General features: G+C 57.6%; 21 protein-coding genes. 6 read left to right on the top strand and 15 right to left on the bottom strand.

The genetic code is table 11. The features are described 5' to 3' along the window. Positions 1–187: 187 nt before the first annotated feature. The 3 genes from EOD15_RS04635 to EOD15_RS04625 all read right to left on the bottom strand — a co-directional run bounded on the left by EOD15_RS04635 (position 188) and on the right by EOD15_RS04625 (position 1,840). Entirely contained in the window at positions 188–1,078 is an 891-nt protein-coding gene (locus EOD15_RS04635) for a hypothetical protein (protein ID WP_127310091.1), read from the bottom strand. 117 nt (positions 1,079–1,195) lie between these two features. Beyond that, on the bottom strand, positions 1,196–1,438 hold the full coding sequence (locus EOD15_RS36565) for a nodulation protein NopA (RefSeq protein ID WP_224570034.1): 243 nt from the start codon (positions 1,436–1,438) through the stop codon (positions 1,196–1,198). Between the two features lie 72 nt (positions 1,439–1,510). Further along, positions 1,511–1,840 carry a hypothetical protein gene (locus EOD15_RS04625; RefSeq protein WP_081714433.1) on the bottom strand — a complete coding sequence of 110 codons (330 nt, stop codon included), beginning with the start codon at positions 1,838–1,840 and terminating at the stop codon, positions 1,511–1,513. Between the two features lie 1,351 nt (positions 1,841–3,191). On the opposite strand from EOD15_RS04625, the gene EOD15_RS04620 reads away from it, so the two are divergent. Continuing rightward, on the top strand, positions 3,192–5,303 hold the full coding sequence (locus EOD15_RS04620; protein WP_245463577.1) for a hypothetical protein: 2,112 nt from the start codon (positions 3,192–3,194) through the stop codon (positions 5,301–5,303). A gap of 542 nt (positions 5,304–5,845) precedes the next feature. On the opposite strand, the gene EOD15_RS04615 is transcribed toward EOD15_RS04620, so the two are convergent. From EOD15_RS04615 to EOD15_RS04560, 12 genes are all read right to left on the bottom strand, one after another. Continuing rightward, positions 5,846–6,649, bottom strand: coding sequence for a hypothetical protein (locus tag EOD15_RS04615; protein ID WP_024505378.1), 804 nt, complete (start codon positions 6,647–6,649; stop codon positions 5,846–5,848). 355 nt (positions 6,650–7,004) lie between these two features. Further along, positions 7,005–8,042: an EscU/YscU/HrcU family type III secretion system export apparatus switch protein gene (locus EOD15_RS04610; RefSeq protein WP_024505377.1), complete on the bottom strand. Its 1,038-nt coding sequence runs from the start codon at positions 8,040–8,042 to the stop codon at positions 7,005–7,007. Beyond that, a complete protein-coding gene (sctT, locus tag EOD15_RS04605) occupies positions 8,039–8,857 on the bottom strand; it encodes a type III secretion system export apparatus subunit SctT (RefSeq protein ID WP_024505376.1) in 819 nt (272 codons plus the stop codon). The genes EOD15_RS04610 and sctT overlap by 4 nt, the downstream gene beginning before the upstream one ends. Before the next feature lie 8 nt (positions 8,858–8,865). Beyond that, positions 8,866–9,141 (bottom strand): EscS/YscS/HrcS family type III secretion system export apparatus protein, encoded by a 276-nt coding sequence (locus tag EOD15_RS04600; protein ID WP_024505375.1) that lies wholly within the window; start codon positions 9,139–9,141, stop codon positions 8,866–8,868. Between the two features lie 2 nt (positions 9,142–9,143). Continuing rightward, positions 9,144–9,809: a type III secretion system export apparatus subunit SctR gene (gene sctR, locus EOD15_RS04595; protein ID WP_029354851.1), complete on the bottom strand. Its 666-nt coding sequence runs from the start codon at positions 9,807–9,809 to the stop codon at positions 9,144–9,146. After that, positions 9,802–10,830, bottom strand: a complete 1,029-nt coding sequence (sctQ, locus tag EOD15_RS04590; RefSeq protein ID WP_095769044.1) for a type III secretion system cytoplasmic ring protein SctQ — start codon at positions 10,828–10,830, stop codon at positions 9,802–9,804. Before sctQ ends, sctR begins: the two co-directional genes overlap by 8 nt. Positions 10,831–10,919: 89 nt before the next feature. Then, complete coding sequence (locus EOD15_RS04585) at positions 10,920–11,432, bottom strand: hypothetical protein (RefSeq protein WP_032899688.1); 513 nt, start codon at positions 11,430–11,432, stop codon at positions 10,920–10,922. After that, positions 11,408–12,766: a type III secretion system ATPase SctN gene (sctN, locus tag EOD15_RS04580; RefSeq protein WP_024505372.1), complete on the bottom strand. Its 1,359-nt coding sequence runs from the start codon at positions 12,764–12,766 to the stop codon at positions 11,408–11,410. The genes EOD15_RS04585 and sctN overlap by 25 nt, the downstream gene beginning before the upstream one ends. Next, positions 12,763–13,386, bottom strand: coding sequence for a type III secretion system stator protein SctL (sctL, locus tag EOD15_RS04575; protein ID WP_024505371.1), 624 nt, complete (start codon positions 13,384–13,386; stop codon positions 12,763–12,765). Before sctL ends, sctN begins: the two co-directional genes overlap by 4 nt. Beyond that, positions 13,383–14,069, bottom strand: a complete 687-nt coding sequence (locus tag EOD15_RS04570; protein ID WP_250888651.1) for a nodulation protein NolU — start codon at positions 14,067–14,069, stop codon at positions 13,383–13,385. Before EOD15_RS04570 ends, sctL begins: the two co-directional genes overlap by 4 nt. Beyond that, positions 14,014–14,877, bottom strand: coding sequence for a type III secretion inner membrane ring lipoprotein SctJ (gene sctJ, locus EOD15_RS04565; RefSeq protein ID WP_127248569.1), 864 nt, complete (start codon positions 14,875–14,877; stop codon positions 14,014–14,016). Before sctJ ends, EOD15_RS04570 begins: the two co-directional genes overlap by 56 nt. 9 nt (positions 14,878–14,886) lie before the next feature. Then, positions 14,887–15,396, bottom strand: coding sequence for a nodulation protein NolB (locus tag EOD15_RS04560; RefSeq protein WP_024505368.1), 510 nt, complete (start codon positions 15,394–15,396; stop codon positions 14,887–14,889). Between the two features lie 187 nt (positions 15,397–15,583). Here EOD15_RS04560 and EOD15_RS04555 point away from each other — a divergent pair, with 187 nt between their 5' ends. The 5 genes from EOD15_RS04555 (at position 15,584) to metK (ending at position 22,527) form a co-directional block, all read left to right on the top strand. Continuing rightward, positions 15,584–16,282, top strand: a complete 699-nt coding sequence (locus EOD15_RS04555) for a secretin N-terminal domain-containing protein (RefSeq protein ID WP_024505367.1) — start codon at positions 15,584–15,586, stop codon at positions 16,280–16,282. 301 nt (positions 16,283–16,583) lie between these two features. Beyond that, the gene (locus EOD15_RS04550) at positions 16,584–18,518 is read left to right on the top strand and encodes an HrpF/NolX family T3SS translocon protein (RefSeq protein WP_127317695.1); all 1,935 of its coding nucleotides are present in this window, start codon (positions 16,584–16,586) and stop codon (positions 18,516–18,518) included. 1,056 nt (positions 18,519–19,574) lie between these two features. Next, entirely contained in the window at positions 19,575–19,919 is a 345-nt protein-coding gene (locus tag EOD15_RS37330; protein ID WP_084831489.1) for a helix-turn-helix domain-containing protein, read from the top strand. Between the two features lie 37 nt (positions 19,920–19,956). Next, complete coding sequence (gene glyA, locus EOD15_RS04540) at positions 19,957–21,294, top strand: serine hydroxymethyltransferase (protein ID WP_063169266.1); 1,338 nt, start codon at positions 19,957–19,959, stop codon at positions 21,292–21,294. 57 nt (positions 21,295–21,351) lie between these two features. After that, positions 21,352–22,527, top strand: a complete 1,176-nt coding sequence (gene metK, locus EOD15_RS04535; RefSeq protein ID WP_127317697.1) for a methionine adenosyltransferase — start codon at positions 21,352–21,354, stop codon at positions 22,525–22,527. The last annotated feature ends 196 nt before the right edge of the window (positions 22,528–22,723 follow it).

Raw genomic sequence — 22,723 nt, 5'->3', positions numbered from 1 at the left:
ATGAAACGTGGCTTTCGAACTCCGAAGGCGCCTCAGCCTTGGCCAGCGCGTGACCCTGCATGAGAGCCACAAGCAGGCGCGAAATGGCTGGGCAGCAAATGTTTCCAACGCAGCCAGCTTGTCAGCACCGAGCGCGGCAGGATGTTTGGCTGGCCATAGAGTGCTGCTTGATGGGGCCTGCGAGCTTTCAATATTGGAGAGCAGCAATGCGGCCATTCCTGCTCAGCAGCACACGGCTGTCCTCAATACGTTCGACCACCCATCCATCAGCCAAAATGGCGCCGACAAAATACTTCTCGCTGTCGATGACAATATATGGTTGGACCCCATGCCACACAGCTTCGACCGCGATTGCGGATGGCGCCTTCTCCTCTTTGATGAGCACTCCGTTCACCAGTGTTAGAGTACCCTTGGTGCGACGATCGAACGATTGCTGAAGCTTCTGCCAGCTGATGACCGATTCAGACGTGACGGTGCCTTCGGCGGTCACAACACCCTTTGCCGACCCAATCTTGACGTCGAGAAGACCCGCTCGATCGACTTCCTCCTGCAGCTCTTGGGCCGCTGCCTCCGTAAGTTCATTGTCAGCGCGGTGACTGATCGTTCTGGACGCGACTTCAGCCCGAAGTGAATTGGGGCTCGATCCACTTGCATTGCCAAGATAGGAGATCGTGCCTGAAAGCGCGCCGATCCCGAGTGAGCTGATTATGACCATGGCGAGCACACCGATCGGTAGGCGCGGTATGCCGGTCGAACCAGGCGGCTCTGCATCCTGCACGGACAAAGCAATGGACATCTCGCCTACGAGCAGGACGACAGGAAGGGGCACAACAACGGACTGGCCTGCGGCCATATTCCGGTTGCCCTCGATACTGATTCCGGGTGCAAGCGCCTCCAGTTCGATCGACTTGCCAAGAAGAGTTACACGAAGGTGATGCGGTGCCAGTCCCTGCTCGACAAAGACCAAATCGGCATCGAAGCCGCTGCCGATTAAACACTTTTGAAGATCCGTCTTGCCGGTCAGACCGCAATAGTGCCCCGAACGCACTTCGAAACGGAGGGAAACGGCGTCATCCACAGAGCATCTCTCAAACAGGATAGAAGCCGCATGGCAATTGCCATGCGGCTCATTTCGGGACTACGTCGCGTCAATAAGGAGACGCGCTAAGGGGCAGCCTAAAACCCGCCTCCGACATTACGAAACGCGTTCGTCGGCGGCCTTCTTGATGGTCTGGAGATTGGTCGTTAGAGTGCGCAACTGGACACTCCTTTTCGTCGCCTCCAAGCTAACATTGGTTAGTTCCTGCACTTGCGCCTGAAAAGCAGTAGCATCAGCTCCGCTTGTATTGCCGGGAGTGCCACTGTTAGTTTTATCGGTATTGCCGGCGCTACTGGTATTGGTATTGCCTGATTTTTTATTATTATCAACTGCAGCCATGATCATTCCTTTTTCTGTTGGAGTTGTGCCGTCAATAACGGCCTGTATGACCTCACGCCGGATTTTCCCGCGTCAGGCATCTTCTGTGTCATCCAAAGCTTCATCGGCCTCAGCCATCGCATCGTTCGCGAATTGGAACGCGAACGATCGCAGGATACTTTGGAAGGCTTCACTTTGTGCTGCAGACTGTGAGTTGTCTTGAAGTTGATCATTTGAAACGGTCCGGTTATCCGCCCGATCGTTCCCGCCAGCTGCCTTGCCATCATTCCCACCAGCTGGCTTGCCATCATTGCCATCAGCCGGCTTGCCATCACCAGAATGCTCGGATTTCGAATCCCCATGGCCCTTTCGGATCAAGGAAGTCCCGAGGTTGCCAACTCCACTCCCAATTGCTGCTATCATCAGGTACTCCGGCATTTGCCATTGGCGGCGACGTGTTAAAGGTTAACCTCGATCAAGCTAAGGGCGGGAGCTTTCGAGAACCTGACGGCTTTTGACAAAAACCGGCCAGCGCAAAAACCGTATGCTCTGCAGGATGTTGCTCTCGCATCGAACAGTCGACCACGATCTCGGCTGTTCGGCCAATCCCGCCGTCCACGCATGCCGCGACCGAATGGCAGCCGCAGCAGCTGGTTTGCATCTCGATGCTGTGGTGTCGAACAGGAGACACGGTCCACGTGCTGCATGACCGCAATGACCGTATTCTTGCTGGCTCCACGGGCGCACGCAACGAGCAGGAACTCGGTCTTTGCATCACCATTCTCTCGCCTGCACATCACGGCCCGGCGCGGTGAGCTCATTGGCCTCGAGAAGGTCGGCGACCGTACGAACATGGGATGGTCTGCCGGCTTTGGGAGGCCGGTGCGGATCCTCTTCTCACCATATCGAAAGCTTGAAGCGGTCGGATTTTCTTGCCCTGTTCGTGAGAACTCCCATCGTCAGCTAATCGTCAGCCAAGCGGTCTATCTAGGCCGGCCGTGCCTGACCTTCGGATCCAAAGGTCCCGTCTCGACACTTTTTGTAACTATAGATCGAAATGGTTTCCCGCGCGATACGCAACGCACACGCTTCTCTGAAGCAAATGTGTGACTTTGTCGGTGGCGAACGAGAGGAGTGACGCATCAATAAAATCGTCAGGCACGTGTCTAGGAAGGGGAGCTGGCCGAGTTGGTCTGATTTCATTCGCTGTTCCTGGAAATCGGCGGACTGAAGCGCTGATAATCTCAGGACATCGATGGCAACGTTGCGAAAGTCCTGTGAGCTCGGGCCAATCTTGGCCTGCTACTGAGAAGCACTTTGGCGGGAACATTACGCCGTCGCGGGTCTGGCTGACCGTGACGTTAACCGAAAGATGCCGCTGGTCTCGTCAGCCGCCAGCACAATAGCAGCACATTCTCGCCTACTACGGAGACGCAATATGAAGGGCATTGGCCGACCACGGAAATCGCAGGCTGAAACTGGAGCCAGCCGCGCGGGGCGGGCGAGCAGTTCCCTTTCGCAATCAAGTCTTGCTGCGGGAGAAGGTGGACAGTCATTCGATTCCGTTGTGGAGCAGATGCGCTCTGGGGACGCCGATAGGAGGCCCTCCTCCCTTCCAGTTGCGCGCGGTCCAGGCGATGCCCGCGAAAGTCTGCCAGGCGCCTCGATTGGCGAAGATCAAATCCTGAACACACCGCCACGTGGAGCCGCTGCGCCACCACGCGGAACCGTAGCGCCACGTGGCGCAGCCGCAAGGCGGCGCGGTTCTCCCTCCATGTCTGAGGGCGAAGCCATGGCGCCGGTCGGTAGCCAACTATCAACCGCGCAGGTGGAAGGCACCAGCTCATCGTCAAATGAAGATATCAGTCCGACACAGCTCAGAATGAACAGTCTTGTTCAACAACTGACTGATTGCGAGGCTGCGGCCAGGAAAACCGACGTTCCCGAGGAGGCGGTGGAGCTGATCAGTCGGGTCGTCGGTGCAGCCTCAGCAATTCTGGAGTACCGCGCTAGCCTGCCTGCGGCTGAGGCGCAGACAATTATGCCAGACGACAAGGTGCGTAGATGTTGCCAGATCGTGTGCGACGCCGCGAATGAAGTAGACCAACTTGGCCTGTCGACGATCACGAAATTGGACGAAAAGACCAAGATAGCGGCAGGTATGGTCGATAGACTCTACTCCTACTCCCAGGCGGACCGGCAGGAGCTGTTGATTTTAAATGTGGAGAACCACCATACGGCGGCAATTAAGTGGTGGGAAAAAAAGGCATGGCGCTCCGAACGACAGCGATCCGCCTGCGCTGCCACCGCTAGCCTATCCAGTGGAACGCCCGTGATGCGGGAAGCCGAGCGGTGCGCACTGCGGCTGCGTGCCGGCTCGGTACTGAGTGTCAGGATCTGGCTGGTCCGTGAGCGGATCGGTCTTGCGCGGGCCAAGATTGAACTGCGGGCGAGCAGGTTCGAGCCAGATTTGAAGGAACTCCTCGTCGGTCGAAATGGAGTGGTGCAGCTGATGGCAAGCGCCGCTCAAGAAGCTCTTCGCGCCCTCTCTTTGGCGAAGGGCATAATGGATGGCAAAACACTCAACGCTCATGATTGCGCGGTTGTAGAAAAAATCATGGAGCGGCTTTCGGATTTTGGATTGGCGTTGCACGAGGTGCATACCAAGCTAAGCCATACCTACCCAGATGCCGGCCTCCCATTGAAACTGTTCGAACGGATCGTGGACGATGCATGGATCACTGCGCACGATGCCATGCACTTGTTGAACCTGCAGTCTCCGCCGTCAGCCATCATGGCGCCACAGGCCCAGGCGGGCGCTGCGATGCCGGCCAGGGCAGGCGCTGCGATACCGGCTGACACTGCTGGTACGGCTGCAGTGTCAGAAGGCACTACAGCGCGAAGGAAAGGGAAGTCAAAGCATAAGTCGGCAGCTCGCGCCGGGACTTCTGCCGCCGGGCAGCCATCAACACCAGTCGCTTCGAACGCCGGCACAGTGCCAGCAGCCAAGGTTCTCGCGCGCTCGGATCAAGTTGCGAGTACACAGGTGAGAGCGCAAGAGGTGGCTGCGAGTTCGTCGGGGGCAGGCTCGACAATCGGGGGCGCCGCGTTGTCAATGGAGGTATTGACGGAGCGGCTCAAACGATTGGACGAACTTTTGCAGTTCGATCTGGCCGGTCAGCAAAGCGTCGTCTCCCAAGTGCGCCAGATGAAGCCTGAGGAGGCCGGTAAGGTCGTGGACGATGTGGCCCAGTACCTGCGAGCCCAGGCCATTGAGATGCAAACCTGTCTCGCCGGGTTGCAGGGGCGTAATGTACGCCTGCTACTCACCTCCACCCAGTTACCCAAAGTGCACGAACGCACAGACCAGCTCAAAGGGTTGCTGAACATGGTGCTGGGACAGGCCAACGCATTGAATGAAGGAAAAGCCGGCATTACGACTGATTGCATGAAGACCTACGCATTTCCGGCGCAAAAATACCTGGAACATTTGTGCAATGCCGACGAATTGATGCCGCCGGAGGCACCGGTCGCGCTGCGTGGCGAGCCAGGAAAGCTGTTTGAGATGAAGCTGCAGCCCAAGATGCTGGTCAATGGTGCGATGCCGAGCCCGATGTGGGTGCACATCCACACGAGTCGCCCCGTCTTGGCCAGAAACTTAGAAGGGCTGGCTGATTCCGAATTCACCGCTTGCCACGTTAAATCCAACGAACAGCGCGGCTACAATCGAGAGCGAGAGGAAGCCGATGCTAGGTCCGGTCGCGAGAAGGTCATAATTCATCGCGGCAAACTCACCCCCGCTTTCTGTAAGTCTTTGTTGACCTCGGGGCTTGGCCGCCAACCACGCAATTCGCGTGCCGAGCTCCCGTCGGCGCAGGCTGCATGACAGGGCACGTACTTTGGGGTCTAGGGCAGAATGCGGCCGGCCACGCTGTGAGTCAGCGAGCATTTCTCCTGGCCAAACCGCGAATGCCGCTGCGCGAGTTGCGGTCCGGCGATTGGAGTCGATCGGCTACCGTCAGGGCCGATTTGCGATGTCGCGTTACCTGCTGTTGACGTGGCGGCGTATCTTGCCTCCCATCCAACTTATCGCCGAGATCGCGCCGCCAAGATCGAGGCGGAAGGTCTTCCTGCGAGCGCGGAGCAGGCATAGCCGATCCGATCGGGATCGGCGCATCGCAACGACCCAACGGTGTGGTGGAGAAAATTGGATTCGGGAGAGCTCGTATCCAAGAGGCGGAGTTCCGGCCCGAATACAATCCGCTCGCAAGCACCCACGATGCGCATCCGCAGTTTATTGTCTGGGAGATGGGCTGGATTGCTCGGCGGCGCTGGCGCTAAGGCGGGGCTGTCGCCGGACAATTAGCATTCACTGCCAACAGCCTTGCAACCGTCACCAGTTGCAAGGCTCGGCGGCGGGTCGACAAATCACATGAAATCGTCGTCGGACCCGCTATCGCTGCTGTCGCTGTCCTCGGTTTTGTGGAGATAGAGTGGAGGTTTGCCTGCACGCTGCCACTCACCGGCACTGTTCTTCGTCCATTTGTCGGGATGCTGCGTAGGGTCAAGCACCAGGTCGCCATGATCCACTTCAACAAACCCCATCGTCTGCGCGCGCGCTTGTGCTTCCGGATTAGCCGCACGCCAATTCAGCAACGGTCGGTCGCCGTCTATCCGAAGTTGATGCTCCAGCAGAATATCGCCCGCATTTTCGACGAGCGGATGGGCGACTTGAAGATCCACTATGGAAGTGACCTCAGTTCGACCAGGAAATTGTTCCCGCCAACTTTCCGATTCGAACTCGTTCATGCTGAATCCGCCTTCCATTCTCAGCAGTCCGGCACTCCGGTCTCCCAATTGGTAACTGAAATATCGCGCGTGCTCCGTATCTCGACGGATGCCATATTGCTGAGCAACGTCCGCGGTGCGCCTGGCTCGTGACGATACGAACTCTGAATACTCTTGAGGATTGTCGGCGATGTGCGTGATTTCATCACCATGAAATTGCCTCACCTGTCTCCTGAAGGAAGTCCTGTTGATCTCCACCACAGGAGGTCGGGAATTGAGGGAGTATGCTTGGGGAGCCGCCGATGATGAGGCGCCGCTACCTTCCGATCCGGATAAGTGCATTCGGGCAAATGTGTCCGCGAACCCTTCGCTTCCTGCATCCGATTGCTCGCCGGCATTATGCGCGCGGTAACTATCGGATGAGCCACCAATTCGACCATACATGACGATTCGTACTCCTATGTTTCGCAACCGAGCTCAAGTTAGCACGGCTGTTCAACATAGGGCGCTTAGTTGACGACTAGCTGACGAGGGCATTCCAACGGCTGCACCAATCAAATCCGTACTGCCGGCCTCAAAACCTCGGACTGCGCCACGCACCGGCCAGCAGAGGCTGCAAGGTCATGCCCGGAGGACTTGCCGTAGTTGCTGGGTGGCAGATCCGAGGGGAGTGATTGCCCCAGGCCCGCGGTTGCGCGGTTGGCCTGACAGAGACACTGGGGCACGGATGGCCAGCCGACATTTGCCACTAGCATGGAGCCAGGTCAGTTTTGAACTGGCAGTCGTGGACTTCCAATGACTAGGCCAAGCCTGCGGCAAAGAATGCTTTCGCGACAGGCTGGAAATATTGCATAGGAACCGCGTGGCCGAGTTTTGTAGTGCCTATCAGCTGACGCGCTAAGACATGGTCATGGACGATCGTCAGGCGTAGTGCCCGCGCCTCGCTCAACACATGTGAAACGCGCTCACCTTCGGCACGGCAAACTAAGAACGGCACCCCGGTTTCACCGCGAACGTAACGCAGACCGATCAGGACCGCCCTTCCTGTTAAGACCAGCGTGGCGCGATGCACGCCAAGCGCAGGCTCGTCGGCCGCCTCCTCGCGGATGCGACGCTGTTCACCTTTCAACTCTGGCGCTCCTTGCTGATCCTTCGACTCGCGCGTCACTTCGGTATTGGTCATGCGCATTTCGCGCAGATACAACGCGCGCTGGAGCAGGAGATCGATCAGTCCGCCGACCAGCAGTGCGCCGGCGCCAATTCCCATCAGCAATTTTGTCTCCATAAAGATGAGGCCAACACAGCCCATGCCGCAGATCGGCAGAGGGACCATTGTCTTCCACATCCCGAGAAGGACAATGGAAAAGGTTGCGCTGAGAACCAATACCTTGAACATGGTCTTGCAGACTTCGACCATGGAACGAGCAGACCCCAAGCGCTTCAGCCCTTCAAAGGGGTCAATTTTCTTAAAGCTGAGCTTCATCGGCTCCAGAGAGAAGACAAATCCACCATTGGCTAGCAGGCTGGCCAAAATCACCGCGGCGACGAGGGTTCCAAGCAGCGGGCCAACAGCCGCGACGGTGAGTTGGACGAGCACAACCAATGCCTGCGGCACCGCGGTATCGAAAGGTAGGCTCTGCAACTTGGTGGCTAATAGGAGCGCTTCCCGGCATTTGTCCTCGATCACGCTGCCTCTTAGCCAAAGGTAGCCGAGCCCAGCGCAAGTCCCGACCGCGCGGACGAAATCGGAGCTACGTGGCAGCTGTCCTTTTTTGCGCGCTTCACTTAACTTCTTCGGGCTGGCGGCGTGTGTCTTCTCTTCACTTGTGTCGCTCATGGCAGCAATTTGTCGAACCACTCCAGCACGCCGTTGGCACGTGTGACCTCCAGTTTCATGCTCTCCACCAGATAGGCAGCGTAGGTGACCATGAGAACTGGAAAGACAATGTTCTTGATTGCCGGAGACAGTTGGCTCGCCTTAAATTGCGGGGCAAAGCGACGCAGCAGCATCATCGATATATCAATCAGTATCAGGAAGAACACGACAGGCCCCGATACCAATAATGCCGTGCGCATTATGCTGTCGAGAAGCCCCAACAACTCCATTGCTCCTGGCCCGCTCAGTGTCGGGTGAAACTGATACACCGGCCAGATCAAGTAGCTGCGGTACAGGACACTGATCAAAGTTTCCAGGCCTCCTGATCCGACGAATATGGCAATCGCAGTGATCCCCAGAAAAACGCCCATCGCGGAAGCCTGACTGTTCGTCGCGGGATCGGCCGAAGCGGTCGGGCTGCTGATGCCGCGTTGGTTGTCGATAAGCTCCCCGGCAGCCTGAAGGCCCCAAAGCGGAATGCCAAGAAAAGTGCCAAGGAGTACACCGACAAAAACTTCCTTGAATCCGAGCAGGGTTAGCTGGATCAGGCGCGTATCAGGATCCAGCGCCGGCAATCCGCCGCTGACGTGTGCCAGGCATGGTAGTGCGAAGCCAACAGCCAAACAGCCCCGGATCAGCCCACTGATCTGCGAGCGTGTGAATACGGGAAAGATCAGCATGATGCCCATCGCGCGGGCTGCCCCAAGACCTGCCGCAACGACGAGTTCGAGAGCCGTCTGGATCAGAATTTGAATATCGGCCGATGGCGCGTCCATGGGGCGGACTAGTAGCTAAGTGTCATTGCGGGAAACTCGGTGAAGATCTGATCGGCTAGCTCTATGAGCGGGGCGCTTAGCACAGGAGCAAACAGCCCAATCACCGCGACAACGACCAGAAGCTTCACGGTGAGCGGCAAGCTTTCATCCTGGATCTGCGTCGCCGCCTGGAGGATGCCGATGACGAGGCCGACAACCACTGATGCAATGAGCGGCGGTAGAATCCAGATCATGAAAACCACCAGTGATTGGCTCATAAGAGTAATGATGCTGGATTCAGTGATGATCAGCCTCCCGGTAACGTATAACTCAGCACAAGCCCATGCATCAATTTTGACCAACCATCAATGGCAACAAACAAGAAGATCTTGAACGGGACAGATATAACAGTTGGTGAGACCATCGACATGCCCATCGCCATCAAGATAGTTGTCACTATCAGATCTATAACAATAAAAGGCAGATAAAGTAGAAATCCTATCTCAAATCCACGCTTCAATTCCGATAGCAAGAAAGATGGTACAAGTATTGCAAAGTCATCAGGCGTGGCTGCAGCGTGCATTTCCTCTGGCCAGACCTTTTCTGTCGAAGATAGGAAAAATCGCCGCTGCTCTTCATTTGTGAATTTCTTGAGATGCTCGCGCAAGGGCTCACTTCCGGCTTTAGCGGCGCTTACCCAGTCGTCGAATGTCTGATAGTGGAGCTTGGGATCCGACATGCGGTCATAGGTCTGCTCAGCAACGGGCGCACTAACGAACATAGTGAGGATCATCGCCGCGGCGTACAGCACCACATTGGGTGGTATGGTCTGGGTCCCGAGCGCATTGCGGACGAGGAAAAGAACAATTGATACCTTTACAAAGGCCGTTGTCGTGGCAACTGCTAAAACCAGCAGACCGAGTCCGGCGGTAACCGCAAGAAGCGCCAGGATTGTCGGCTGAGCTTCACTCATTGCATGCAAACCCGCCACGCAGCCTGATGCCCAGCTCTTCTCCGATGCGGACAATGTCGCCACGCCCGATACGCTGACCATTGGCCACTATGTCGACCGGGCCGTCGATCGGCCATCCAAGTTCAAAAATATGCCCTTCGCCGGCACTTCTTAATTCCCCAAGAGAAATAGGCCAGCGGCCGCATTCAAAGACAAGCACGATCTCGACATCGTCGAGATCCTTAGTAAGCTCCAGTTGCGATCCGGGTTGTGTCATATGCGCACTCTCCAAAGGACACGGTCGCGGGCGGAAAGGCCCCCGCAAGATTAATTCATCGCCGTCAAGATCCGCCTCGGCGCACAACTGGCCGACAGCTAGGGTGATCTGGCCGCGGCCGAACGGCGCAATATCGGGCAACAATGCATCACCGACACATGCGCTTCGAAGAAGCGCCGCAGGAAGGCGAAGCGTGCCGACCTCTCCTGCAACAATGAGCGGGAGCTCTGGAGGCAGCCCGCCCAGCTGCCGCGGCAACTGGGCAAGCAGTTCGCCTAGCGCGCGAAACGCAGGCGGTACTAAGCCGTCAAGTGGCGTGAACAGGAATAGACGGCCCTTGCCCTTGACCGCGCCGAAAATGATGTCGAGTTCAAGATGAGGAGCCAGCATCGTGGCTTCGCATACCCGCACGAGTTGCACGTTCAGACGCGTCGTCTCCTCCAGTCGAGTGACAAGCGGCTCCAGAGCGAGTTCGAGAATTAGCGAAGCAGTTGGCTCGGAAGGGAAGGCCAAGCCGTTCTGCACTGTCGTGATGAACTCCTCTACGAGCGGGCGCGACAGTGACAAGATGACCGTTTCGGCTCCCACTCTCCAGACGCAGTCAAGCATCGGAATGGCAGCAGGTTCCTGCTGCCAGACAAGCCCTGCCGTTCGCACCGATAGCGGCACCTCGTTGATCCGGCTTTGAAACGGCGTGCGCGGCGCTGCTGTATCATTGAGCCACGAGACAACCGTGTGGGACAGTTTCAGAACTGGTTCGAACATGGCGGGTGTGACCGCAGCGCCTATCAAAGACTGCACGGTCGTGTCATTCGGACGACCTCTTGCGACCGTCGGATCCGGTTGCGCGGCATTTAGGCAAGCGACCCCCTCGCATATTTCAGCAGTATCTCATCGTCGGCCTCGATCTCGGCTGCGGCCTCCGAATGAGTCTCGACGGCGCGCCGCACGTCGTCCTCGATTTGTTGCCATTTGTCCCTTGCCGCCGAACATATGACCCATAGCTCCCTCGTCCTGGACGCCGCCATCTCAGCCTCCTCTTGAGCGATTTGGGTATCATCAAGCATCTGCCGTCTGGAATTGATCTCAGCGGCAAGCTGTTCAGTGTGAAGGCGGTGACGGTCGAGCGCTGCGCTAGACAAGTTGTCGAGTGACATCAGATGCTGATAGAGCGCTGCTTCTTTTCTTGAACAATGTTGCTGTATCATTGCAAGCTCCCTAGAGGCATTTTGTACGGCTGAGGCGGCCACATCGCGCTGGGCTTCCTTCTTGGACAGCTCGCCAAGGGCACGACGCTCTTGCATTTCCTTCAGAAGCCGTAACCTCGAAGACTGAATCCAGTTTACGCGGTCAGACGCGACATCCATGCGACCGTCTCCTCGAAATCTGACGCGTCATCTTCGCTCTGGCGCAGAAACTCCCTCAGTTCGTCGATTGACGCGACAGCCCGGTCAGTCAGGGGATCTCCACCTGGCTTGTATTCGCCAACATTGATCAAGAACTCGGTCTCGGCATAGCGCGACAGGAGCTCGCGGAAAATGGATGCTGCCTTGCGATGTGTCCCCGAAACGACTGCATCCATGACGCGGCTGCGACTCTGCAGCACATCAATAGCGGGGAAATGCGATCGCGCCGCAATAGCGCGTGAGAGGATGACATGGCCATCGAGAATACCACGCGATTCCTCGGCGATTGGATCACCCGTGCCATCACCCTCTACAAGCACCGTATAGAAGGCCGTGATTGAGCCCCGCTCACCCATGCCGGCGCGCTCGAGCAGGCCTGGCAGCATGCCAAAAACGGAAGGAGGAAAGCCCCGTCGCGTCGGCGGCTCACCCGCAGCAAGGCCTATTTCGCGCATAGCGCGGCAGAAGCGCGTCAGCGAATCCAGCATGAGAGCAACGCGTAGGCCTTGATCTCGGAAATATTCCGCGAGCGCAGTCGCCATTGGAGCGCATTGCGCACGCTCTACCGCCGAGCGGTCGGATGTTTCAACCACGACGACTGTACGGAGAAGGCCCTCTTCACCAAGATTCCTTTCGATGAATTCACGAACTTCCCGTCCACGTTCGCCTATGAGCGCCACTATGACGACGTCAGCGGCGGCACCCTTTACGATCTGTGACAACAGCGTCGACTTGCCACCACCTGGCTCGCCATAAATCCCGATCCGCTGGCCCTCGCCGCACGTCAGCAGACCATCGAGGACACGGACCCCAAGCGGGAATGGCCGCTCAATCATGCGCCTCGTCATCGGATTGGGGGCTCTGCCATGCAGGGGCCGAGTTTCGACGGTCTTGATTTCGCCTTTGCCGTCCAATGGGCGGCAACGACTGTCGATCACGCGACCGAGCAAATCGCCGCCGACGGGCACCTCACGCATTCGGCCAGTGGCCACGACCTCTGCGCGGCTGGATAGGCCCACCAAGTCCCCGATCGGTGTCAGCAATACACCATCACCCGACAGGCCGATCACCTCGGCCTCGAGCGACAGCCCGGTTCGCGGGTCCTCTAGGAGGCAAAGTTCCCCAATACGAGTGTCTGGCAAGACGGCATGAACCAGTGTGCCGATAGCCCGCGTGATCCGACCGCGCACCGCACGCGTGTCAATTCGCTTGGCCGCAGCCCTCAAAGACGAGATTGCTGGAACGAGAGCTCGAGTGTCGGCGTCAGCGTTATGTTCTGGGACGGGCTTTCTCATAGCTCGCCTTTCTCACAGAGCGTCCCGAAACCAAGGCGCAGCGCGCGCATCTGGGCGTCAAGTCCAAGGTCAACATTGCCGTACTCGCTCCACAGCACGCAGCGTTGCGGCGACAATGTCGGGTCGGGCTCGATCCGCACCCTTGGTCGACCATCCTGGCCGTCGCATCGAGCAAACTCTCGTGCAAGCATGTCGACTTGCATGGGAGAAACATGAAGGCAAACGTCGGCGCCGCTGTATTGACACTCTATGGCGTGACGAACAGCCCTCACCAATAGCTCGCCCGGATCGAAAGCGCCGATAAGATCGCTCAATATTTCCATCACGAGCTGCGGCAATTCCTGCTCCAGAGCCGCCTTTCGTCGCGCGATTTCGGAGATTGTCTCCGCAATCAACCCTGCCATCTCCTCGGTGCCTGCATTCGAGCCCTCCATGTGGCCGCGCGCCCACGCCCGCTGGTAAACCGCGCGTGCCCAGTTTCGAACGCGCTGCCGATGCCGTTCTGCCGCGGCAAGGGCTTGCGCGGCGCTGTGCCAGGTTTCGAGCTCGCTCGCGGGTATCAGTGGTCCGACTGGACGCATCTGCGGCGCTATTGGCCCCTCGGAAAGTTCGACTGTCATTTCACCGGGGTCTCTGTCTCAAAATGAGCTACTACAAGTGAAAGCAATTGGCCGGCGTCGGTCCAATGCTCAGGTGCTGGAGTCTCCGCGGCAGTCCCCTCGGGCAATCGAAGAAGCACGCGGTTACGCTCGGTAGCTGAACTGTCCTGGAGCCAAGCCCCAAGACATGCGTGTCCATCGTATTCGATTTGCTGAGCGAGTTTTTCTGGGTCCGAGATCAGTCTTTTGTCAACAGCATGCAGCAGGTGTCGGATTCCGAATGCGTGTGCCTCCACGCCGATGCGTTTAACAAGGATGGCAAGCTCAGGCTGAGAGACAAACGCGACCAGCGAACGGGCATGCCAGATACTACCAGCAAGAAGGGCCGCTCGATATGGATCATGCCCGCGTAGAAGGTCCGGCCTGCAGCCGATGTGGTTCAGATCCACGTCATCGTTGCCCAGCAATTCTGCCAGCCTTGGATGCAGTCTGGAACACTTCTGCAACTTCACTAACGTTTCGGCCGATAACGCTGGATCAAGACGCGCCGCAAGACGGGTTGGATGGGCCGAAGCCGCAAGCTCGCTCGCGCCCGGAAAGTGCGGACCATCAGGTCGGGCGGTCTGTATAGGCATTGGCAATGAGATGTCACCCACGTCCAATTGCAGGCATTCTTTTGCGAATGGCCTCGACAGCAGAAGCATCCCGGCGCCCCTCGACCTTGGAAACGCCGGTTGATTGCTTGCGCCGACGCGTAACAACGCCGATCAAGAGATAACAGGCCACGCCGAATACGGCTGCGGCAAAACCTGTTACGGTCGCCAGAAGTGGCGCAGGAAGAGGTAGTGATGCTTGTGGCAAAACAGCAGTCGGATCGGGCCGTTGCTCGTGTGCGGACCGTTCTACCGGCACCAAAACCACTTCCACCTTATCGTAGGACAGGCCTTCGATGCTGTCGGCTACAAGCATCTTTATCTTTGGCAGCAGAGCCGCGACATTTGTTTTTGCGTCGTGCCTGATAAACACCGAGGCCGAGGATGGCGTGGCACCGGCTCGCACAAGGTCGTTATGCGGCAGCACGACGTGAACACGTACAGAAAAAACGCCATCGATATCGCTGATCGTCCGCGACAACTCTTCGCTCAGGGCATACACGTAACGGGCACGCTCTTCGGTCGGCGAGGCAATCAGGCCTGATCCTTGGAATATCTCACCGAGGTTCTTGAAGGATTGGCGCGGCAGCCCCTTGGCGTTCAGAAGGTTGATTGAGAAGGCGAGCAGCTTTTCGTCAACCTGGATCGTGCTGGTTCCATCCTTGGCGACCACCCGGATCGCGGCGACCCCGTTGTCTTCAAGAAGTGCGAGCATTTCATTTGCCTCACGCTCTTGCAATTGCGTGTAGAGGTCGGCTTTGCAAGCAGTGAGGGCGACGAGAACTGGCAGCATGACAAGTCTAACCGACCGCCACCCTGACAGGCCACGCATGATTTCGCCCTCGGCCAAGCCAATCATGCGCGCGGTTCAGCCTTCCTTCAAAAGTTTATTCACGGATGATGTGACGCCGCTGACGCCTTTGGAGATAAGCGCCACCTGGGTGACGCCGTTGTAAACATCCCGAAGACCAGCCATCATCGTTTCGAAGTCTTGCCCTTGTTGGGGAATGCCCGAGATTCCGGTTCCCGCCTCACCTGGAACGGGAAGCTTCTGCGCCGGTCCCGGTAGAGCGCCCTTCGAAAGGGCTATGTCATGGTCGAGCGCGGGGAAGGAAACAGTGTTGTGTGGATATAGGGAGGAAATCGTCTGCAACACGCGATCGCCCATGCCGCTCGTCGGCGCAGCCGCGCGCTGAACATCCATCGCCGCAGCAACTGGCGCCGCACTCGCTGGCCCCGCGGCGGCATCGTTTTTCAGCGAGTCGGCTGCATGCCCTAAGGCGCGCTCAAACTGGGCCTGCTCGACAATCGACGGTGATCCGACCCTGGGGAGGCCAGCCGTTAGAGTGGCAGAGATCGACGTGACAGGCATCATCATGTAAGGACTCGGTTGCTCTCTCTGACCGGGCGAGCCCCGCCCATTCATCACCCGGTGTCGGCGCAACACTCCTAGGGGGGCAAGCTGACAACAAGCTGACTAACGGCGGCGTCATTTCGACAATCTAAAATCTCTTCGGCAATTTAGTCACTTGTGATGATTTCAGCGTTTGGTTTATCAGTGCGACATGCCGAGAACGCTTATCCAACCCGTCACCCTGCATGTTTTGAGACTTCTTTGTGCCGGGTTTTTTCTGTCCACCGGGATTCACCCGGCGCATGCAGTCCCGCTGTCCCTTCCGGCGACACCCTATAGATACACGGTTCTGGATCAGGAGCTCGCTGCAGCGTTGCAGGAATTCGGCAACAACCTGAATATCAGGGTCAACATCAGTCCTGCGGTGAAGGGGCGAATTCGCGGACGTATGCCTGATTTGCCACCGCGCGCGTTCCTCGACCGCTTGACGAACCTTTACGGTCTACAATGGTACTATGACGGCCTTGTGCTCTATGTGTCTGCTGCACAAGAATCGCAAACTCGAATGCTTTTGATGACGTCGATTCGCTTCGATGCGTTCAAGGGGGCTCTCGACAAGCTTGATATCTCCGACGAGCGCTATGTGGTCAAACCCGTGCCAGGCAATGGCCTCGTCTTCGTTTCCGGTCCACCGCGCTTCGTCGCACTCGTGGAGCAGACCTTTAACGGCTTGGTGGCGCAGGCGCAGGCGCAGACTCACATAGCGGCAACGCCAAAGGAATCAGTGCTGATCTTGTTTCGCGGCTCCTCCACTACGGTCGTTCGCGACGGACGACCGGATGCTTCTTATTCTTCTGACATCCCACAACAGGATAGCGTTGGCGGGAAGCCTGAGCTGGGCAAGAAATGAACATTGAGGATTTCCCGCAGCTCTGAAGAACATGACTGCGGCTACCCCTTTGTGAACTCTTCGCAAACTCGTCAGTTTCTCGAAAGCTAATCCGCTCATGATGAGTCCCGGCAGCTCTCGCGGTGACTCCGGCCATTGTGTTGGACCGAACCTTGGAGCCGGCCCGGAACACAGCAATTGAAGGCAGGGCAGGCGCATTCGTGACCTGCCGACGCTTGGAATTGTCGAATTTTGTGAAACGCAAGGGATCTTCTGTCGGGGTCTCTTGTGGGGATTTCAACGTCACGTCTGAGGATGCATAATGTCGGCCAGTAATCTTTCAACTTTCTACCGCTCAAATTCGCTACAGTCCGCAAGGGGTTGGCCGGGCCTGAAAGTTTCCCATTTTGCGACCCAGCATCAGCAAAGTGCATCGTGCTTCGAAGCGATGCTGTCCACTTGTGTGCTGGCAGACAAGCCCGGCTCTTTCGCGCAAGGGGATCTGCCAGCGTCGAATCTTGATTCGACAATGGATAAATTGCGGCAGGACCCTTTGGGCCATATGGCACCGGATGTCTTGACATTGAATGGCTTGGAGCAACACCCACTGGATCTGCTGCCGCCAAATATGAGGGCGGCTCTCAAGGAGGACCAATCGCAACGCTCCAAGGCGACTGAAGCCCAACATCTGCTCGGCGTCACTCCGAAGATCGAGCCGGCTCCCAGGGCGAGCCCCGGAATCACGTGGAACGGTGGGTCGCTGACCACGGCTGAGTTGCAGATTGTTGCGGTACTCAACCGTCACAAGGACCAATGCCCGCTTACTTGGAAGTCGTTGACCGACAAAGCCAATGATCCCTCTACGCCACCGGATCTGAAAGCGGCGATCCAGGGACTGCAGCAGGATTCGGGACTTTTTTATGCGATTGGCTCGCAGGGCGACGGCCGCTGTGGAGGCAAGATCAACGCCAAGGACTTGGCCGGATTTTCAAACCACCACCCACAAGTTGCTGCATTTCAGGAAGCCCAAGCGCGAAGCTACGAGCAGAACTACATACCATCCGACGGCAGCGGAGGTTTGCAGCCTTCGGTCATGACCTTGAGCGATGCCTTGCGGGAGTTTTACCGGTACTCCGAAAATCTGTCCAAGGACCTGAGTCTGGATGAGTTCAAGAAAATGGTCGGCGGCGAATCGAAAAACGGCAAATTTCCGCCCCAGGTCATTGCGGCGGCGCAATATTTCCTCGATCACCCCGATGCTTGGAACCAGTTGTGCGGTGGCTCGAAAGGGAAGATGCACAAAGAGGATTTCCTGCAAGTCGCCTCATCGTCGATGAGCCTCACGCAAACTGAGCTGAATACGGTCGAGATGATCAAGGACCATCAGGACACGTTCTTTGGAAGCGGTGTTCTGACTCGCGACAAACTGGCGAAAATGAAAGACGACAAGAGCCTTGATCCGAAAGTGCGGGAAGCAGCCTCTCAGCTCCTTTCAGATCCTCTTTTGTTTGGCCTCCTGAACAATTCGATCACGGGCTATAAGACCCATCATAAATTCTTCGACTTTGGCGGCGGGCATACGGTTGATTCCGGCAATATCAGCAAAAAAGACTTTGCCCATTTTTGCACAAACATGTCGTCTGCGAACCGCAACGTTCAGCAGCCAATCACCCACGGCGCCCAAACCGCAGAAGAGCAGAATGCCGTCGCGGACATGAAGATGGGCCTGATGGACCAGCCTGACATTAAGTCAGCCAAAAAGAACGGCGGGGCCGTCATGCACGTCGTCGACTCCGTGCTCAAAATCGAGACGAAAGTGCTCGACTTGGCGGCAACGGCGGTGGGACTGCTCAGCTTCATTCCGGGCCTCGGACAAGTAGCCGATCTTGCCTCGATGGTTCTCGAGGCTGAGTCGCAAGCAGCCAATCTCCTGCGTACGGCCATTAACGGAGGCGATATGAAGCGAGCGCTGGAGGAAGCTGGCCTCAATATGGCCGCGCAGGCGATCGGCCTTATCGCAGGCCCCGAGGTCAAGCTGGCCATTCGAAATGGGCTCGTAAAGCACCTGATGGAAGAGGCCTTGGCGGCAGGCATTGATCTTTCGGTCTCGACGGCGCAGGACTACGCAGAAGGCTATGTGAATAACCTCAAAGCGCGCCTTGCAGGCGGCCCTGAGCAAAGCCTAGGCCTTCCGAGCATGCCATCATTCCAGAGTGTGGCAAGCAATGTGCCCTTCGTCGGCATTGCCTTATCCTAGCCGTCGCCTTGCGCGGAAGCTTTGGCTCGCGCGCTGACATAAGGGTCATTGTGGCACAAGCAGGGGTTCATCCGCATCAACGCAAGCGGTGTTCCTGACGCCATCTGGATCGGACTGTGAGGGGGATGTCCGAAGTCTGTGAAGGCTTCGGTATATGACGACTTCAGAGTTACGCTGAGCCCAGCCATCTCGAGCCGGTGCGCCGGGTCGAGGTTTTCACGGGCGCCGGCCGGTAGCGGGAATGGTCTCCGGAAGGCACGGCGCGGATGGTGGCGGAGCGGCGCAGCCGAAGGAACGGCTGTCGCGCGCCCAGGGCGGCCTCCCGAACAGCAGACGATGATCTCCTGCCTTGGGCCTATATCCTTGTGCCCACGCTCAAGGCAGTCGGCTGAAAACAGCGCTGATTTAAAACAGCATTATCCTGCACTGCACCCTCGATCCTTGCGCTCACCGATCGCTCGTCGACACGCACGCGGTCAAGTCGTTATCGGCGCTATGCCGATGGGCTTCGAGAGCAAGGTGGACGCTGAGCGGTGCGTCAGCCTCAGGGCGCGGCTGGCCAGCTTTGGGTCTCACGCTCTATGACGGCAACACCCGGCTGATCCACTTGGCCTGTTCGCGGGCTCCCGGCAGCGGCGCGGAAGCCACGGTCCGCCTTCCTCGGCTTCAGGCCAAAGATACCGCAGCATGCTCCAGAGCTATGTCTGCCGCCTTCGCCCCATCGTCGCTGGTCATGTGGAAAGGACAAGCAGGCTACGCACCCTATAATCCCGTCGGGCAGGATTCGACAGTCGACGGCGAGACATTCGCCAAACCTCCCCCTTGATCTCAGCAACGTTAAAAAAAATTCACATAATGTTCGTGAGTGTAGTCTCCTGTCAGGTGGTACATTAGCCCCAATATCTGGCGTCTTAGTCGTAGAAAGGACTGTGATCTATCTTCCATTAGCATCCATACCAGCGGATTTACAGCAAATGACGAGAGAGGTCTCATGCGGATTGATGGGGATAGAAGGGCTAGCGGCTTGCTGCATCCCGTCCGGGTTGATGCCAACCAATGTTGACACTGGTAAATCGCCTAAGGACGGCAGCGCATCTTGATCGCCTTCGAATCCTGGGCCTTTGCGCGCATGCGGATCTAACCGTCGGCGAGCTGGCCGATATTACCAGTCTGCCTCGCGAGCAGGTTCGACGCCACGTTCGGCGGCTGGTCAGAGCCAACTTTCTTTGCTGCAACGAACAACGTCCGCAGTCTTCGTACCATATGCAAGCAGGAGGCAAGGATGGCGGGCTGGCTCAATTGGTGGTCGATCTCCTGCCCCACGATGATGGCCATCATAAAAGAGACCTACAACGCCTGGAAGCAATACAAGACGCGCGGTTGAAGGGACCGCCTGCTTGATCGTGAAATAGATCAGTCCAAATGGAGCGCGACTACCATGGATAACTCCGCCGGCGGCGCCATCGCGCAGCCCGACACTTACGGGCGGCCTCACTTAGCCGCCGTCGACTCCCGCGTTCACGAACTGCTTCTAAGACAGGAGCGTCAGGAGCGGACAACTCTCAAACTGATCGCCTCCGAGAACTTTGCCTCCTCGGCGGTGTTGGAAGCGACCGGGTCGATTTTCACCAACAAGTATGCCGAGGGATACCCCGGTGCGCGCTACTACGCCGGAAACGAGATCGTCGATGAGCTTGAGACCCTCGCGATCGAGCGCCTGAAAGCGCTATTTGGCAGTGAACACGCCAACGTCCAGCCTTATTCAGGCTCGCCAGCCAACCAGGCTGTCTATCGCGCGCTTTTGAGCCCCCGTGACAAAGTCATGGGCTTGCCTTTACCCGAAGGCGGCCATCTGACTCACGGTTGGTCCGTCAATTTTTCCGGCAGCGATTATCAGCGCGTCCCGTACAGGCTGCACGAAAAGACACAGCAAATTGACTATGACCACTTGCGCGAGACCGCCAAGCGGGAACGCCCGAAGCTAATTTGGGTCGGCGGAACTGCTTATCCGCGTATTTTTGACTACGCGGCAATGGCCGAAATTGCTTCGGAGGTGAACTCGTATCTGGTGGCTGACATCGCCCACATCTGCGGCCTGGTTGTCGCAGGAGTGCATCCGAACCCCGTGTCCCATTGCGATGTGGTCACCAGCACCTCTCACAAGTCGATCCGCGGTCCCCGGGGTGGCTTCATTTTATCAAGGAATGAAGACCGTTATCAGCCCCTCCATCATCCGAAGAGCAAACACAATCTGGCCAAACGTATAGACCGCGCCGTGTTCCCTCTTCTGCAAGGCGGACCGCATATGAATACTATCGCCGCGCTTGCCGTCGCTTTGCAGGAAGCAGCGAACTCGTCCTTTCGTGTCTACGGTCAGCAGATCGTCCACAACGCCAAGGCTCTGGCCCAGGCACTTCTGGAGCGAGGTTATGAACTCGTCACCGGGGGCACTGACAATCACATGCTGATCCTTGATCTTCGGGACCGGTCGCTGTCAGGCAAAGCCTATGCGGAGCGCTTATCGCGTGCAGGCATCATTGCGAATTTCAATATGGTCCCGGGCGACCGGCGGCATCCGGCGCTGACAAGCGGCATCCGCTTAGGGACACCAGCGGTGACGTCCATGGGCATGCGCGAAACGGAGATGGTGCAGATCGCCGCTTTCATCGACTCGGTCTGCCGCCAGCCCGATGACCAGGAAGTTCATGCGAGCGTACGAAGAGACGTTGCCGACTTCTGCACTGCGTTCGATGTTCCCGGCATCCCCGACCGATAAGCCACCCCAATCCAGAAACTCCTCACTAACTCCAGTACTTGAAGCGAGGGCATTTTTATGACCAGGCAGTTCGTGTTCTCTTCCGAATCCGTCGGCGCGGGACACCCCGATAAGATGGCAGACAACATCTCCGATGCCATTCTCGATGCGGTCCTGCGCACCGATCCGAAGGCGCGCGTCGCCTGTGAAGTGTTGGTGAAGACGGGGATGGTCGTTGTGGCTGGCGAGATCACCAGCCATGCCCACATCGATTACAGCCAAGTCGCCCGCGATACGATACTCGATATTGGCTACGACGATGATGCGATTGGCTTAGATGGTCGACGTTGCGCCGTCGTTCTGGCCCTCACCGAGCAGTCGCCCGACATAAGCCAGGGCGTTGATGAAGGACGAGGGCAGGATCTCGGGCAAGGGGCAGGGGATCAGGGCATCATGTTTGGATTCGCATGCAACGAGACGGATACATTGATGCCCCTGCCGATCCAACTCGCTCACCATTTGACGAAAAGACAGGCCGAGGTCCGGAAAGCGGGACAGCTTGGCTGGCTGCGTCCGGACGTGAAATCTCAAGTGTCGGTACGCTACGAAGGGCTCCGCCCGGTGGCGCTGGATACCATAGTCCTGTCAACGCAGCATGACGAAGCGGTCTCACAAGCCACGGTCCGCGAAGGCGTCATTGAGGAGATCATAAAACCGGTCCTGCCGGCCCACCTGGATACTTCGGGGATCAGATTTCTGGTCAACCCAACAGGGCGGTTCGTGGTCGGTGGGCCTGCCGGCGACTGCGGCCTCACAGGACGGAAGATCATCGTCGATTCCTACGGTGGGACCGGGCGTCACGGCGGCGGTGCCTTTTCGGGCAAGGACCCATCCAAGGTTGACCGCTCGGCGGCCTATGCCGCCCGGTATGTCGCGAAGAACATCGTTGCCAGCGGCCTTGCGGAGGTCTGCGAGGTTCAGCTTGCCTACGCGATCGGCGTGGCCAGTCCGGTTTCTGTCATGGTCAATACCTTCGGAACCGCAAGGATCGAGGAAAAAAGGATCGAGCGCCTTGTTCTCGAGGTTTTCAATCTCCGACCGAAAGGCATCATCAAGATGCTTGATCTCTTACGGCCGATATACCGCAAGACGGCGACATACGGACACTTCGGGCGTGAAGAGCCTGAGTTCACTTGGGAGAAGACGGACAAAGCTGACGATTTGCTGCGTGAGGCCGGACCGGCAGCTGCGTGAGGGCGGCTGGATCAAGCGCATGCGGCAACCCATTTCAACTCGCGAGACCACGCCCGGCCGGCGTGGCAAGAAGCCGGCTCGGGTTTTGGCGGAGATTTTGATGCCGGATTATGACGTGCTTTGCATCGGCAATGCCATTGTCGACATCATCGCCCAGTGCGACGAGGTATTCCTCGAGACCAACGGCATCATCAAG

It is taken from the genome of Mesorhizobium sp. M7A.T.Ca.US.000.02.2.1, from assembly GCF_003996995.1.
Classification (GTDB): Bacteria; Pseudomonadota; Alphaproteobacteria; order Rhizobiales; family Rhizobiaceae; genus Mesorhizobium.
This window is presented reverse-complemented; position numbering and strand designations above follow the sequence as displayed.